Origin of the sequence: Dickeya sp. CFBP 2040, from assembly GCF_012273755.1 — a bacterium.
GTDB classification, from domain to species: Bacteria; Pseudomonadota; Gammaproteobacteria; order Enterobacterales; family Enterobacteriaceae; genus Dickeya; species Dickeya poaceiphila.
Map to the genome: position 1 here is coordinate 1 of NZ_JAAVXH010000013.1, position 17,509 is coordinate 17,509.

The following is a 17,509-nucleotide window of genomic DNA, read 5'->3' on the forward strand; positions in this document are numbered from 1 at the left end:
TGTGGTTATCTTTTTAATTTATGCCAAAAGCCTTGTTTGTATTTTTTGGTAACATTTTGAAAAAAAGAGGAATAAAATTGTATTAGGTGGGTGAATGTTTTTAATGCAATATTCCTCAATGTTGTTTGTTTAATGGTAATGGAATATCAAGTTATTTGATCTGCCAGAGTATGCCCTTGAATTTGTTACGCGCTTGAAAAGGAAAGGAAAATAACCCGTTGTTGTGATTTTGGCACGACATCCAATGGGGGGTTTTTAAAGTGGTTTCAAAGGGGTAAGACGCATCCTTTTTATTTTGTAATGTTTTACCTTTAATAAGGTTGCTTATTATTAGGCTCTGGTGGGCCGGAAATCCAATTAGAGTATTGGATAGCGCTGGCTACATCATTTCTTGCGAGAAATAATAAACATATGGATATGGATAATGGATATGGATATTGCAATTATAGGGATTTCTTGTCGGTTTCCTGATGCAAACAACTACAATGAGTTTTGGGAAAATATCGTACATCACCGCAATTCGGTTTCTAAAATTTCAGACCCTAATAACGTTGCGTTGCCTAATGGCCGAAAATCCTTAACGTGGCCGGATGACAATGAAGCTCGGTGGGCTGCCCTTGTTAATAACGTAGATGGTTTTGACAATCAGTTCTTCGGGATTATTCCTAAAGTTGCAGAAACCATGGATCCGCAACAGCGGATCATGCTGGAACTTACCTGGTCTTGTCTGGAGGATGCAGGTATTCCTCCGTCAGCGCTGCGGGGTCAGAAAGTCGGCGTTATTATTGGTGTCTTCAATAACGATTATAAAGAACTGCAAGAAAATACCCATGCGCCAATAGAGGCGCATCATTCCACGGGTACTGCGACATCTATTATTGCCAACCGTATTTCACATTTCTTTGGCTTTCATGGCCCAAGTGTCGCCATTGATACCGCCTGTTCTGGCTCATTAAATGCCATTCACAATGCCATTCAAGCCATTGCTGGCGGAGACTGTGAGGTTGCTATTAGTGGGGGTATTAATCTTATTTTAACCTCCACCCGGCATCAGTCTTTTGCCAAAATGGGGATGTTGTCGCCGACTGGCGCCTGTCACTCTTTTGATAGCCAGGCTGATGGTTATGTCCGTGGCGAAGGGGCTGGGGTGCTATTACTCAAGCCATTAGATAACGCGCTGGCTGACGGTGACGTTATTCATGGCGTCATCAAAGGGAGTGCGGTTAATCATTGCGGCACGACCTATACTCTCACCTATCCGAGCGCCGAAGCACAGGCTGATGTGATCGTTGCTGCGAACACCCACGCGGGGGTGCCTGTGGGTTCCATTGGTCTCGTTGAGGCGCATGGCACAGGAACACCGAAGGGCGACCCCATCGAGTTTGCCGGGCTGACCAACGCATTCCGCACGCTCGCCCGGCAACAGGGAGCGACGCTGGACGAGGCTTTCTGCGGTGTAACCTCGGTTAAGAGCAATATTGGCCACCTCGAAGCGGCGGCTGGCGTCGCTGGCATCATCAAGGTATTGCAGGCTTTTAAACACCGTAAACTGCCGCCATTACGCAGTTTTTCTGCGATCAACCCTAAAATTGACACCACCGCAACACCGTTCTTCTTCGTTGATGAAGCCCGTGACTGGCCGCGTGTCGATGCCAACACGCCGCGTCGGGCGGGAGTGAGTTCGTTTGGATTTGGCGGGACTAACGCTCATATTGTGCTGGAAGAAGCCCCGGAGTCGGCGAGCTATCCGCATCAGACGAGCCAGCCTGCAACCGATGCCCCTTATTTAATTGCGCTGTCTGCCAAAAACCCGGCGGCGCTGTTGCAACGCCAAAAAGAATTGATCGACTGGCTGAGCGAGCATCCGGACGTATCGTTGCGTGACGTGAGCGCGACATTATTAACCTGCCGTGATCACTTTGCTTATCGTTATAGCGTCGTGGGCAGTGATGTTGAGACGACGATTCAGGCGTTAGCCAACGCGGTTGAACAAGGTCCGCTGGAGCTAAAAGAGCAGACCGCAGATGACGCGCAACAGGTGGAAAAGGCCGGTGTTGAAGGGGCTGCACTGCTTGAAGCGATGCGTGACGCTGATGTTCAGGCGGCAAGCCAGATGTTGCAGCAACTGGGTGAGTATTATCAGCGTGGTGTACAACTTGACTGGAGCCGGTTATTTGATGGTGCCCATCCACAGCGCATCGCACTGCCTGGCTACCCGTTTATTCATACCTCTTTTTGGCTTAGCGATAGTCATCAGGCCAGTTCACCATGCGCGGCTTTGCGTGCACAGCGTCACCGTGTGGTGAATATCGGAAGTTCTCGTTATCAGGCTTTGCTGCAGGGGAATGAGTTTTTTATTGCTGGGCATCGGATCGGCGGTCAAACGATACTGCCGGGAGTCGCCTGTCTGGAGCTGGTTCGCGCCGCTTTCACGGATGCGATTGATGTCAAAGACGCCAACACCTTACATTTCACCCAGGTGAGTTGGTTAAGACCGCTTGAGTTTCACGATGCGGCATCGGACATATACATTCAGCTTGATCCGCATGAGCCTGGCAAATCGTGGTTATTTCAGGTTCTCGACAACGATCAAACGCTTTACTGCCAGGGCATGATTGGATTTTCCCATTCAGAGCGCCCTGTTGTACCGACCACGCCGATGGCTGATGATGCGCACACCAGCGATGCAACCACCTGCTACCAACTGCTTGATAGTCTGGCGATGTGCTACGGCGAAGGATTGAGATCAATTCGCCAGCTTACCTTCGATCAACGCACCTGTGTTGCACATCTGGCGCTGCCGAATGCGCATGGCACTGACTTTGTTATTCATCCCTCTCTGGCCGATGGCGCCTTGCAGGCGGCGGTGGTCTGGGCAACTGAAAAACGGCGTGCATCACGGCAGGAGAATCAGCCGGGTTCGCTGGTCATTCCCTTTGCGCTGGAAGGGCTGGAGTTATTGCATCCTTGCAGTTCAGCCATGAGCGCGACCATTACCTTGTCTGACGAGCACGCTATGCGTGACGGGGTCTTCAAGGTTGATATTCATGTCAGCGAGGCGAACAACCCTGAGCGCGTGGCGCTGATCTTCCGCGGTTTAAGTTTGCGTGTTCTTGATGACAGCCTTACCGCAACAGAGCGGACTAACGCTGAGCCTTCATCACCTGCATTGTCTGAAGCCGTCAACCTGTATCAGCCGTACTGGATTGAGAAAGCGGTGTCAGACGCTGATGAGCCGATGGATCAGGTGGTGCTGGTCGGCCATGAGCAGGATGTTGACTGGCTGGCAAACCTGATAGCACAGTCAGAAAATCCGCCGCAGATGCAGCGGATTCTGTTGGCATCAACGCTGGATGTCGCTAAAGCGGCGGATAGCGCATGGGTTCGTCCCGGCAATCATGACGATTTTATCACGGCGGTAGAGGCATTGTTGTCGCAGGGCGCAACGTTTGAGCGCGTGCTGTGGGTCAACCCGCAACAGGGTAGCGATGATATTGTCACGCGTTTGAATCATGGTCCGCATAGCCTTTTTGCCTTAACGAAAGCCATGATGCGTAAGGTTAAGAAGGCGCGCTTTGTCCATTTCCATTCTGGCGGCGAGAGCCTGCCGGATATCTCTGCCATCAGTGGTTTTTACCGTACGCTGCGTGTTGAGAAGCCCGCTTATATTGGCCGTGTGGTGCATTACAGTCAGGTTATTGACGGCGACAAAGAGACGGGCAAGGCTATCCCGGCGTTAATCAAAACCGAGTTTAGTGACGCCTCCAAAGATGCCGATGTGCGTTATGTGCAGGGCGTGCGTCTGGTGCGCCGTTTTGTCGCGGATGCGCCGTTATCCGCACATGCGCGTGCACCGTTAAGCCCGAAAACAACGGATGCGATTAACCAACCGGTATCCGTGCCGGCAACATTGCGCCAGCAGGGAACGTATCTGATTACGGGCGGGTTAGGGGCGTTAGGGTTGATTTTTGCCCGTTTCCTGTGTTCGCGTTACAACGCAACCGTTTATTTGAGCGGGCGTTCTGCACTGGATGAAACGCGGCAGCAACAACTTGATGCCGTTAATGCGCTTGGCGGCAATGCCATTTATCTGGCATGTGACATGAGCGATCCTGACAGCGTTCAGGGGTTGATCGAGGCGATCCGCGCATCGGGCCGCACGCTGAACGGCATCATCCACTCGGCTGGCGTCATCGAAGATAACTTTATTCTGCGTAAAAGCCCTGATGCATTTGGGCGCGTCATCACCCCGAAAGCCGTTGGCACCTGGCTGCTTGATGACGCCACGCGTGACGCGCCGCTCGACTTTTTTGTGCTGTTTTCTTCGGTTACCGGCGTGTTGGGCAATATGGGGCAATGCGATTATGCCTTTGGTAATGCCTTCGAAGATTATTTTGCTTATCAACGCAATACGCTGCAGCGGCAGGGAGAACGCAGCGGTAAAACGCTCTCTCTGAACTGGCCCTATTGGAAAGACGGCGGGATGCGCCTTACCGAGAAAGAAGAGGGCTTCCTTAAGAGCCAGTTCGGGATTGTGCCGCTGCTGACCGAAGACGGTATCGCCATTTTTGACTATGCCTTACAAAGCCAGGCTTCGCAGATAGTGGTGATGCCCGGCGTGCCGGGCGAACGTGCGCGCATTGAAGAGGTGCTGGGCGTCGTGGAGCCGGTACAGCAGCATCATCCGCTGGTTTCGACTGATTCAACTTCCTCTGATGCTGACGACAGCCATTCGTTACAGGACGTGGTGATCCGCTATTTGTCCGACCTGTTTGGCAGAAAATTACAGATCCCGCCGTATTTCGAACGTCATGGTTTCTTTCGTGATTATGGCTTTGATTCGGTGGTGGTGATTGAACTGGTCAATGAGCTGAAAAAGACATTCGGCAGTGCGTTGCCGATGACGCTGTTCTTTGAATATCAAACCATGGAAGAGCTGAGCCGTTTCCTGCTGGAAAACTGTCATGACGCCTGTCGTGGCTTGCAGGGAACGGCGTCGGTAAATGGGACAGCGTCGGTAAACGCTGTCGTGAAGCCTGCTGCCAACGCCGCATCGCCTGCGCTGGAACGGGTCGCCGTGACAGCACAACCGCGCCGCGCCGCGCAGCCTGCTGTAAACGATGACGATATTGCCATTATCGGCATCGCCGGGCGTTACCCGGAAGCGGAGAATCTTGAACAGTTCTGGCACAACCTTGCACAAGGGCGTGATTGCATCATCGATATTCCGTCTGATCGCTGGGATGATCGCTGGTTCCAGGAAGGGGCGGCAACACCAGGGAAAAGTTATAGTCGTTGGGGCGGGTTCCTTGCTGACGTCAGACGCTTCGATTTACGTTATTTCAATATTTCCCCGAAAGAAACGGAAATCATGGACCCGAACGAGTGGTTGTTCCTTGAGACAGTCACTCACGCCATTGAAGATGCGGGATACACCGCAGACAGGCTGGCACCGTTGCAGGCGGGGCGCGAAAACCGCGTTGGCGTCTATGTCGGTATGATGTGGGGCGATTACCAGCTCCATGCCGTCACCAGTCCGGAGAACGAGTGGACCACTTCTCACTCGTCTTACTGGTCGGTGGCAAACCGTGTGTCGCATTTCTTTAACTTCTCCGGCCCAAGCATGGCGCTGGATACCGCCTGCTCATCGTCATTGACGGCGATTCACGTGGCGTGCAATGCCCTTCGCAGCGGCGATGTTCCGGTGGCGATTGCCGGTGGCGTCAACCTGTCGCTGCATCCTTATAAGTATCATCTGTTATCCAATATGCACTTCCTCTCGTCGGATGGCCGTTGCCGCAGTTTTGGTGAAGGCGGTACGGGGTATGTGCCGGGAGAAGGGGTTGGGGCGGTGATTCTTAAGCCGCTGTCTCGTGCGCTGGAAGAGGGCGACCATATCTATGGCATCATCCGCGGTACGGCGGTTAACCACGGTGGTAAAACCTCCGGCTTTACGGTGCCTAACGCGAAACGTCAGGCCGAATTGATCTCGGATGCGCTGGAGACGGCCAGGGTTAATCCACGGCATATCAGTTATGTCGAAGCGCATGGCACCGGCACCAAACTGGGCGATCCGATTGAAATCAGCGGGTTGAATAAAGCCTTTTCGGTGGCCGGGGACAACAGCAAATACTGCGCTATTGGCTCGGTGAAGGCCAATATTGGTCATCTGGAAGCGGCTGCGGGGATGTCGGCACTGACCAAAGTGCTGTTGCAGATGCAACACCAAACGCTGGTGCCATCCATCCAGTCAAAAGCGATCAACCCGTTTATCGACTTTCAGGGTGGACCATTCCGTGTTCAACACACACTGGAACACTGGCAGCGCCCGGTACTTGAGGTGATAGAGGCAGATGGTCAGCGCGTCAGTCGGGAAATTCCGCGTATCGCCGGCATCAGTTCGTTCGGGGCGGGTGGCAGTAACGCACATCTGATCGTTGAAGAGTATATTGCGCCGCCTGCGGCGGGTGAGGCTGATAAGAACAAACCGGCGTTAATCCTGTTGTCTGCCCGTCGTGAACCGGCGTTACAGGCGATGGCCGGGCAACTGGCCGCCTTTATCGAACAGCATTCTGAGCTGTCGCTACAGGATATGGCTTATACGCTACAGGTTGGGCGCGTGGCGCATGAATATCGCCTGGCGTTTGTCGCAGAATCGGCGGCGGATGCGGTCAACATGCTGCGAGCCTATACCCAACAGCAATTGTCTGGATTGATCACCGGGCATCGTGACAATGCGCGTCAGGCAACTTCGACGCCGCCGCTCGCTGAGTGGATAAAACAAGGGCGTCTTGGCGCATTGGGTGAGGCATGGGCCAATGGTCATGAGGTGGAGTGGAGCCAGTTACATGCGCCGCGCACCCGTCGGCGTGTTTCGCTGCCCGGTTATGCGTTCCAGCGTCAGGACTGCTGGGCACCGTCTTTACCGGCGGCGTTGCTGGGCGCAGCGGTATCAGGCGCTGCTGCGCTGCACCCGCTGATTGATGCCAATATTTCTACGCTGGCCTCGCAGGCATTCCGCAAACGGCTGCGTGCAGATGAATTTTTCCTGAATGATCACCGCCTTGGCGATAACCGCATTCTGCCGGGCGCCGCCTATATCGAGATGGCGTTAAGCGCCAGCGAGCTGGCGTTGCAAGGCCGTGCGCTACCGCCTGCTGGCGACAGACCGCTCCTGTCACAACTGCAAAATATTCAATGGCGTCAGCCGATTATGGTTGCCAGTGATGACATGGAGGTAGAAATCGCGCTGGTGCCGTCGCAGGGTGGGCTTGATTTTGAGATTTACCGGGCGGATGGCGAGAAACGTCATGTCTATGGCAGTGGCCGTTTGTGTGAGGAAACCTCGCCTCAGCCAGATGCGGTTAACCTGCAAAGGTTGCTGACTAATGCTCAGGTCTATCAACGTAACGACATCGATGCAGCGTTCCGGCAACGCGGTTTTACGCTTGGCCCAACGTTTCAGGTCATTGAGTGCTTATATGCTCATGCCGAAGAAGCGCTGTCGGTGCTGAAGTTCCCCGCAGGCTTACAGATAACCTCTGTGGTGCAGTCTTTTATCCTGCCACCGTCACTGCTGGATGGCGCATTGCGTACCGCGCTGGGTATCGGTGGCTTTAGCGCTACAACTCATACGCTCGATGTTCCGGTTGCGCTGGCGAAAGTGCAGATATTCCAGCCCATCGACGGGATTTGCTATGCCTATGCCCGCCGTGATAACGCCCCCGGCCTGGCAGCGGCGACAGCAAACTACCACATTGATTTGCTCGATAGCATCGGTCATGTCGTGGTCAGGCTCACCCAATTGCAGACGCAAGCCGTGCCGCATCTGGGTATGAAATCTGCACGCGTTGCGAAACCTGCCGCTGTGCCAATGCGCGCAGACAACGCCAGTGCGCCTGCGCCTGTCAAAGCGGTGCCGGTTGCTGCTGGTGCCACCTCTTCGCGTGAGGCCATCGTCAATACGCTGATTGCGCATGTCATTGACGTGACCAAACTGGAGACGGGTGAAGTCACTGCCACCGGGCCGTTATCGAATTATGGCCTTGATTCGATGATGATTCTTGCATTGAACGAAAAACTGGCGGCGGCCTTTGACGGTCTGCCTCAGACACTGTTCTATGAGTACGAAGATCTCGCTTCACTGGCGGATTATCTGTTGGAAAACTACCCTGAGCAGGTGGTGGCGTTCGGTGGCGTTGCGCCTGCTGCGAGCAGCGTGGAGGCACCGGCGGCGGCAGTGAATACCCGTTCAGCACGAGATGCCGTGCTGGATTACCTGATAGCCAGCATTATTGACGTCACCAGGCTTGATGCGGGCGAGGTGCGCCCGGCTACCCAGTTGTCGGATTACGGCCTGGATTCCATGATGATTTTGGCCTTGAACGGGAAGCTGGCCGCCACTTTTGGCGAGGTGTCGCAAACCCTGTTCTATGAATATCAGGACATTGACTCGCTGGCTGATTTCTTCTGTGAGAGCTATCCGGATCAGGTTGCCGCCTTGCAGCCTGCGACAGCGAGCGTGGCGTCAGCACCGGCGGCGTTGTCAGCGCCACATGTCGCCGCCGCGCCTGTGGCTGAAGCAGAGCCGGCAAACCCGGTATCAGCGGCCTGTGATGCGTTGTTTGATTGTTTGACGGCGGCTGTCGGTTCAGCAACGGCAAGTTATTCGCCGCTCACGCCGCTGTATCAGTGGCCGCTGGATACCATTAATCAAATTCGCCTGCAGTATGAGCTGGATGCACGTTTCACCGGCGTCAATGCCACGGCTGTTTACCATTATCAAACCCTGACTGAGTGGGCTGAAGCCATGCTGGCCGGGCAGCACCCTGCGGCTGCGCCGCAGCGCCAGGCTGCTGATGCGCCTGTGCCGGTTGAGCGCCCGACACTGGCCAGTCTGTTGAATCACTCCCGTATTGATGTTCTCAAACGCAGTGCGTCGGGTGAGGCGGCTGTGGCTGGTATGCAAGACGACATTGCCGTTATCGGTCTGAGTGGCCGCTATCCGGGGGCCAGCAACGTGGAGGCGTTCTGGGCTAATCTCACCGGTGGCGTAGACAGCATCACCGAAATCCCGCTGTCGCGCTGGGACTACCACCCCCATTATTCACCCGTGCGGGGACCGAAGAACAAGGTCTATAGCAAATGGGGCGGGTTTATCGATGATATTGATAAGTTCGATAGCCAGTATTTCAATATTTCGCCCCGTGAAGCCGAGCTGTTGGACCCGCAAGAGCGACTGTTTTTGCAAACCGCATGGGAATGTATGTCGGATGCCAGCTATTCCCGTCAGGCGTTAAGCAAATCACGCGTTGGCGTGTATGTCGGGGTGATGTGGGGACAGTATCAATGTATCGAAACGACGGAAAAACAGCATGAATCTGGCTGGGCCATGTCGTTGCATTCATCGGTCGCCAACCGGGTTTCTTTCTACTTTAACCTCAACGGCCCAAGCGTAGCGCTGGACACCATGTGCTCGTCGTCGCTCACTGCGCTCCATATGGCGTGTCAGGCGATCCAAAGCGGTGACTGCAACATGGCGATAGCCGGTGGCATCAATCTGATTGTGCACCCGATGAAGTACTACCAACTGGGGCAAAACCAGTTCCTCTCCAGTGATGGGCGTTGCCGCGCATTCGGTGAAGGTGGCGATGGCTATGTCCCCGGCGAAGGGATGGGCGCAGTGTTGCTGAAACCGTTGCAACAGGCGATAGCGGATGGCGACCAGATTTACGGCGTTATCAAAGCCACGGCTATCAACCACGGTGGCAAAACCAGCGGCTTTACGGTTCCTAATCAGGCGGCGCAAAGCAACGTCATCAGCACTGCGTTAGCGCGTGCGGGCTGGGCACCTGCTTCTGTCGATTACATTGAGACGCATGGCACCGGCACGATGTTGGGCGATCCTATTGAGATCTCCGGGCTTTCTAAAGCCTTCTCACAAATCAACGCGCAACGTGGGATCAGTCATGATCTGCTGCCGGGTCACTGCCGCATCGGTTCGGTGAAAAGCAATATCGGGCATCTTGAGTCCGCCGCGGGTATCGCCGGGTTGACCAAGATCCTGCTACAGATGCGCCACCGTAAGATTGTGCCGTCGCTGCATTCGCAAACGCTGAATACGAAAATTAACTTCGCTGCCTCGCCGTTCCGCGTGGTACAGGCCCTTGAAGCGTGGGAACCGGCGGCTGATCATCCGCGTCGTGCGGGCCTGAGCGCCTTTGGTGCCGGTGGGTCAAACGCGCATGTGCTGATAGAAGAAGCGCCGGCGTTGGTATCGGCCAGCGTGCAGGCTGGGGAACCGCGTCTGTTTGTGCTCTCGGCGGATAGCGACGCGCGTTTATCGCTGTATGTGGACCGGATGGTGAGCTTCCTCAGCGAGGCGGTGCGTGAACCGCAGACGGCGCCTGATTTTGACTCGCTGGCCTTTTCTTCACTGGTTGGGCGCGATGCGATGACGGAACGCCTCGCCGTGGTGGCGAGCAGTCTGGGCGATTTGCTCAGCCAGCTTGAGCAATACCGCCATGACGGCTCGGCGAAACAGCTCTTCCGCGGGCGTATTGCCGGCGGCAACGAACGTCTGGATACCATTCTGGACGGTAAGCAGCTTGATGACCTGGTCACGAGCCTGGTACAGGAGCGTCAACTACTGCGTCTGGGCCGCTTGTGGAGCACCCTGCTGGATGTGAACTGGCAGCAGGTCGCGCCGTTACTCTTTGCTGGTAACGAGGCGGCGGGTACGGTGCGCCGGGTTTCATTCCCGCCTTTGCCGCTGATGATGCGCAGCCATTGGCTGGCGCTGCCTTCAGAGCAAGAGGCTTCACACCGTGCGACCTCGCTGCACCCGTTGATCGACGCAAATATCTCAACCTTGTCGCAGCAGAAATTTATCAAGCAGCTGACCGGGCAAGAGCGTTATCTGCGTGACCATGTGGTGGGAAGCCGGGACGCACGGGTGATTTTGCCCGGCTCGGCCTACCTCGAAATGATCCATGCAGCGGGCCAACTGGCGATGGAGAACGAGTGGGCTGTGGCTGCTATCCGTAATCTGATGTGGATGAATGCCATTGAAGTAGACGATGAGCCGGTGGACGTGGAAATCGCGCTGGCCCATGCAGACGGCGACAGCGTGCAGGTGGCTGTGCGTAATCGCCACACGGATGCGCTCTCGCTGGAAGCCGAGCTGGTTTATCGCCACGGTACCACAGCGCTTGCCGATGAATGGATCGATCTTGATGCGCTGCGGAATAGCGGCAAATACGAAGGTGATCAGGCCGCTATCTACGCTGATTTTGCCAGAATGGGTTTTGCCTATGGCCCAAGCTATCAGGTAACGCGTGAACGTTACCGCTTTGCAGACGGAGCACTGAGTCATTTGTGTCTGCCGGAAGCGGCGCACGCTGCTGATGCGTTTTATCTGCATCCGTCACTGTTAGACGGGGCGTTACGTACTTGTCTGGCAGTAGGGCTGGAGCCGGTGGAATATGCCACGCCTATCGTGCCGTTCTCTCTGGGCGAGCTGGAATTCCGCCACCCGCTCGGCAATGAGTGCTATGCCTATGTGACGCCGGCGCAATCGCATCGGTCTGACCAGAGTCTGGGCAGTTCGATTCAAAAACACGACATTACGCTGGTGGATACCCAGGGCCGTGTACTGGCGCGTTTGAACGATTTTGCCGCACGTCGGCTGGAGAGTGACGCCAGCGCGGCGCAGCCTCTGACGTCTCACCCCTCGAAGCCACAGGACGTGCAGTACTATGCCTACGAGTGGCTGGCGTCGCCGCTGCCGGAGGTTGCACCGGATTCCGAGGCGGCTTCTGCCGCGGTGCTGGTGCTCAGTGATGATGAGGTTCTCGCCGGGGCGCTGCGCGCGCATTACGGCGACGCCGCCAGCGTGATTGCTGTGACGTCCGCCAGTGCGTTTGCCGAGCTTGGCGACCATCGTTTCAGCGTCGATACCCAGTCTCAGGCCAGTATGCAGGCATTGTGTGAGCAGTTGGACGCAAAACAGATGTGGCCTACCCACATTGTCCATGCGCCAGGCGTGGATACGCACTTTGATGACTTGCCGCTGGTGGGTGCCGCACCGCTCTTGCATAAGAGATTGCAGTCGTTGCGGCACCTGTTTGTGGCGCTGGAAACGGTAAAACCGGGGCAGGCGCTACGCTGTGTGAACGTCTATACCGCACAAGACGATCAGGTGGAGCCGCAGCATGATGCGGCAAGTGGTTATGCCCGTTCACTGCTGACGATTAACCACCGTTTCGAGCTGTTCACTTTGCGTAGCAATGCGGATAACGCCGCTGCGCTGGCGAGTGAGATTTATCAGGAGTTCGTACGGCGTCCGACCCCGCTGGCTGGATTAGAACTGGCCTACCGGAATGGAACACGTTATCAGCGTCAGCCTGGCGAAATTGTTCCTCCCGACGCCGACGGTTTGGGGAATCAGCCGCACCTGCATTTCGTCCATCGCGGTCATTATGTGATAACCGGCGGTGCCGGCAAGCTGGGGCTGCTGATGGCGAACTATCTGGCATCCCGTTATCAGGCCCGCATTGTGTTGAGTGGCCGTTCAGCCCAGCCAGATGAGACGGTGCAGCAGCAGATGGTTGCGATGCGTGAGCACGGCGCCGAAGTGTGCTACATCGCCGCCGATGTAGCGCAGGAAGGGCAGGCCGATGCCCTGGTTGCACAAGCCAAAGCGGTGTTCGGCGCATTGGATGGCGTGCTGCACTGCGCAGGCGTCGCCAGCGCAACGCCCATCACCACGTTGCAGGATACGGAGTTTTACGCGCTGATTGGGCCGAAGGTCGATGGTCTGGTTGCACTTGACCGCGCCACGGCACACGAGCCGATCTCGGTGTTTATCAACTTCTCATCCGTTTCCGCGGTGCTTGGTGATTTGGGTTCAGGCGCGTATGCCGCCGGTAATCGCTTTATGGATAGCCACGCGGTATGGCGCAACCACATGGTACAAAAAGGGCTGCGCACCGGCCAGACGCTCTCTGTGAACTGGCCGTTGTGGGCCAGCGGCCAGATGAACATCGAACAAGAGGATGCCAGCCTGTTTGAGTTCTCCGGTATGAGCGCCTTAGGTCAGGAGGCGGGGATTATCGCCCTTGAGCGCGCTCTGCTGGCGCAGCGTTCTGAACTGCTGGTTGCGGTTGGCGAGCGTAACAAGGTTGCCCGTGCGCTGCGCATTCAGGCTGATGCGGCAGTGCCCGCTGCGCCGCAGGCGCAGGTGAATGTCGTAGCAGACGCACCGCGTCACCAGCCAGCGCAGGCGGAGCCGACACGGCACGCTGACAGCGCTTATCTGCTCCGCGAAAACGCACTTAAAGAGCGGATCTCAACCATCATCAAACTGCCTGCCGCCGATATCGCGGTGGATGCCACCTTTGAGCAGTTGGGGATGGATTCCATCATGCTGATGGAGCTGCGTGCGGTGCTTGAGAAGGAGTATGACGGACTGCCGAAGACTGCACCGTTTGAGTTTAATACCACCGCCAAACTGGCTGGGTACCTGTGCGAGCGTTATGGCGCAACGCAGGCGAACCATGAGGTGTTGGCAGCAGCGCCGCCACGCCGTGCGACAGAAACGGCAGACAGCCATCCTGTTACTGCGCCGGTTGCGCCTGCTATCAAACGGACGATGCCAGCTGCTGCGACGAACACCCTCAGTTCACGTGTGAGGCGTGCATCGTTGTCGCCGGTGGTCAGTGTTAATGCAGGGAATGCAGAAAATGACGCGGTGGCGATTATCGGTGTGGCGGGCGAGTTCCCCGGTGCTGAGAATCTGGCGGATTTCTGGGCAGCTATTCAGGCGGGTAAAGAAAACCTGACCACGATTCCGGATGCGCGTTGGGTGGCTTCGTCGGGGGATGACGGTAATCCGCGTTACGTGAATCGCGGCGGTTTCCTCAACAACGTGGATGTGTTTGATCCCGTTATGTTCCGCATGAGCAGCGAGGAAGCCAGCCGCCTTGATCCTCAGGTACGTGTCTTGCTGCGTAGCGCCTGGCACGCGCTGGAGGATGCCGGTTACACCCCGGCTGCGCTTAACGCGCAGCAGGTCGGTGTGTATGTCGGCGCGATGAACGAAGACTTCACCTGGGTAATGGCCGAGATTTACGCCCGTACGGGCCGTTATCCGGGCGCGGGTTCCGTTGTCAGTGAACTGGCTAACCGCATTTCGTTTTTGATGAACCTGCGCGGCCCAAGCTTCTGCGTTGCCACAACCTGTGCGTCATCGCTGACAAGCGTGCATATCGCGCGTAAGGCCATTCTCGGTGGTGAATGTGATATGGCGCTGGCAGGCGGCATTAATCTGAGCCTGCATCCCAGCAAATATATGCTGTTGCAGGAGATGAACGTGCTGTCCTCAGACGGCAAAGAGTACACCTTCGATGAGCGCGCCAATGGCCTGATTCCGAGCGAAGGCAGCGGCATGGTGGTGCTCAAACGTCTGAGCCGGGCGCTGGCCGACGGTGACCATATTTATGGCGTGCTGCGTGGTTCCAGCATCGGTCATGCCGGCACCGGGGCGGGGCAATATCTGCCGAATCTGTCTGTGATGGAAGACACTGCCGTTCGCGCTATCAACGAGGCGCGCATCGATGTCAACGAGCTGACCTATATCGAAAGCCACGGTGCGGCGACGGAACTGGGCGACCCGATTGAACTGAAAGCGTTGTCCAATGCGCTGCGTCGTCAGACTAACGCACAGCATTTCTGCGCGTTGGGCACCAAGGCCAACCTGGGTCACATGGAGGCGGCATCAGGCATCTGTTCGTTGATTAAGGTGCTGTTGAGTATGCAGCACGGGCGTCTGTCGCCTTGCGTCAACCTGCATCGTATCAACACCTCGTTTGAGCATGAGACTTCTGCGTTCCTGTTCCCACGCGAAGCGCAGGAATGGCACACCAATGCCAGAGGCACGCGTCTGGCGGGGATTAATGCCTACGGCATGGGCGGTTCTACCGCATTTGTTGTGGTTGAATCGCCCGAACAGGTACTGATGCAGCACGCTCGCCAAGGCGGTATGGGTAGCGAGAACGCACAGCATAGTGCGCAAATACATAGTGCACAGATACATAGTGCGCAGATAGTGGTGTTGTCCGCCCACCATGCTGAGCGGCTGGCGGCTTATGCAGCCGGGATGCGTGACTTTATTCAGCGGCAAGGCAGCGCCGTTGCGCTCGCTGACCTCGCCTACACCAGCCAGATTGGGCGTATCACGCTGGATCATCGCCTGGCTATTGTGGCGACCAGCATGGATGACCTGCTGGCGAAACTGGAATGCTTTATTGCTCAGCCAGCCTCTGAACACAGCAGGCAGGATGTATATAGCGGTAATGTGCGCGACACCAAAGATGTTCCGCAGTTGATTACCGGTGAGGCGGGTCAAAGCTTTATCCGTGTGTTGGTACAAACGCAGCAGCTTGCCAAAGTGGCCACATTGTGGAGCCGTGGCTGCGATATCGACTGGAGCCTGTTACACCACGGAGAGCCTCGTCGTCGCGTGTCTTTCCCCGGTTATCCGTTTGCGCAGCAACCCTGTGATCTCTATGCGACGTTGCGCCTGGATGCTCCGCGTCCGCCAACGCCTCACAGTGAGCCTGCCGTGCAGGATGCCCCGGAGACGGCAGCGGTAAATCTGCCGCAGGCATGGTTTGCCCGCACACTGCGTACCGGCAACCCCGAAGCGCTGAACAAGGCGGCATTGCGGGCGTTCTGGAATGAGCAGCTTCACGCCAAAGAGGACGTCGGCGCGCAGGTGGCGTCTGTGTTGCTCGGCGGCGCAGCCGTGCAGGATGCCGGGGCGGCTCAGCAGAATAACCTGTATGTGGAAAAGCACATCGATCAGGACACGGTAACGGCAGTGCAGCTCTGTACCCAACGCCATGAGATTGCTGTCGAGACGGTGGTGGCCGCCGGCTGGGCGCTGCTCGTTAATCGTCATGCGCGGACCAGGCATTCCCAGTTCGGCCTGATCCGACATGTGAATGATGGAACGATGCAGATAACTCCTGCGCGTATTCAGGTGGTGGGACGGCACAAAACCGCGGCCTGGCTCAAAGGCGTTGAGAAACAGCTGGAAAAATGCCTTAACCATGCCGGAGCTACGCTTGAGCAGATAACACACTGGGCGGGGGATGCCGCGTTGTTTGATAGTGCGGTACTCCTGACTGACGACAACGAGGTTGATGTGAATCAGGCTGTTCCCGCGCTGTTTGCGGCGCAACCGCAACTGCATCTGGCGCTTTTTGCCCGCATAGAGGAGAACAGCGTGCAGTTGCGCCTGGCGTGTCGCGGCATGGAGGTTCAGGCCGCGCAGCTCACTCAACTGCTTGAGCAATTCATGATGCTGCTTGAAGGGGTAGCCAGCCATCCGGATAAAAATCCGGCGGCGCTGCCGATGCGCAGTAAAGGGGAGGGGCGTAAAGCCTTCCTGAAAACGCTTGAAAAACTTAACCAGCAAGATCAAACACCATGAAAATACTGATCACCGGAGCAAATGGATTTGTTGGGCTTAACGTTGTAAAAGCCCTGGTCGCTGCCAATCATCAGGTAACGGCGTATGTACGGGCATCATCCAACGTCAGTTTTCTGGAGCCTTTCGGCGTCACCCTGGTGCGTGGCGAATTGCATGATGACCAGCGCCTGCGCGCAGCAATGGCCGGGCACGATGGCGTGATTCATACCGCGGGCAATACCAGCAGCAACCCCCGCGACTGGCCGTTGCTGGCGGCGGTCAATATTGAAGGGACGCGTTCAGTGGTGGAGGCGGCGCTGGCGTGCGGGGTATCGCGTCTGGTGTATACCAGTACCAGCTCGACGATAGGGGCGTATAACGACCCTGCCGTCGAGGCGACGGAAGAGACTGTGCTGGCGGGGTTTCGTGCCAAAAACCCCTATGCCAGGAGCAAATTACAGGCGGAAGAACTGGTGTACCGCGCCTGTGATCGCGGCTTGTCGGCGGTGATCCTCAATCCTGCCGAAGTGCTGGGCGGTTATGACTACTCAATGCAGTGGGGCCGCATGGTGCTGGCGGTGGCGCATAACCAGTTGCCGTTCCTGCCCCCCGGCGGCGCCAGCTTTTGCGGCGCAAGCGATGTTGGCGAAGCGCACGTCAGCGCCTTAACCAAAGGAAAGTCAGGCGAGCGCTACCTCATTGCAGGGGCTAATACGCGCTATAGCGAGCTTATCAGCACGATTGAAGCGGTTGTACCGTGCAAGGCCGACAGACCCAACATCCATTATTCATCGTTCTATCTGAAAACGTTGCTTCAGGAAAAGCTGCCGTGGCTGGTACGCGGTGAGCCGGTACTGGATGCGTATCGCCTGCGTGTCTTTGGCGGCGTTTATTACTTTAGCAGTGCCAGGGCTGAACGGGAGCTGGGTTATCAGCCTTCTTCCTTAAGCCAGATGGTGGAGGAGTGTGTGTCCTGGTATAGGGCCAATGGCTTTATTGCGCCTTAGTCATCATGAGTTCTTAGCAGTCAATAGG

The 17,509-nt window shown here is 56.3% G+C and carries 2 protein-coding genes; both read left to right on the forward strand.

Annotated elements, in window-relative coordinates; all coding sequences use genetic code 11:
- Window positions 1–424 precede the first annotated feature (424 nt).
- Window positions 425–16,495, forward strand: a complete 16,071-nt coding sequence (locus Dpoa2040_RS01355; protein WP_168640023.1) for an SDR family NAD(P)-dependent oxidoreductase — start codon at window positions 425–427, stop codon at window positions 16,493–16,495.
- A complete protein-coding gene (locus tag Dpoa2040_RS01360) occupies window positions 16,492–17,481 on the forward strand; it encodes an NAD-dependent epimerase/dehydratase family protein (protein ID WP_168640024.1) in 990 nt (329 codons plus the stop codon). Before Dpoa2040_RS01355 ends, Dpoa2040_RS01360 begins: the two co-directional genes overlap by 4 nt.
- Window positions 17,482–17,509 lie beyond the last annotated feature (28 nt).

What these genes read in the sequence shown, in the direction of transcription:
- Dpoa2040_RS01355 (WP_168640023.1), top strand. Translation starts at nt 425, where the DNA reads ATGGATATGGATATTGCAATTATAGGGATTTCTTGTCGGTTTCCTGAT.
- Dpoa2040_RS01360 (WP_168640024.1), top strand. Translation starts at nt 16,492, where the DNA reads ATGAAAATACTGATCACCGGAGCAAATGGATTTGTTGGGCTTAACGTT.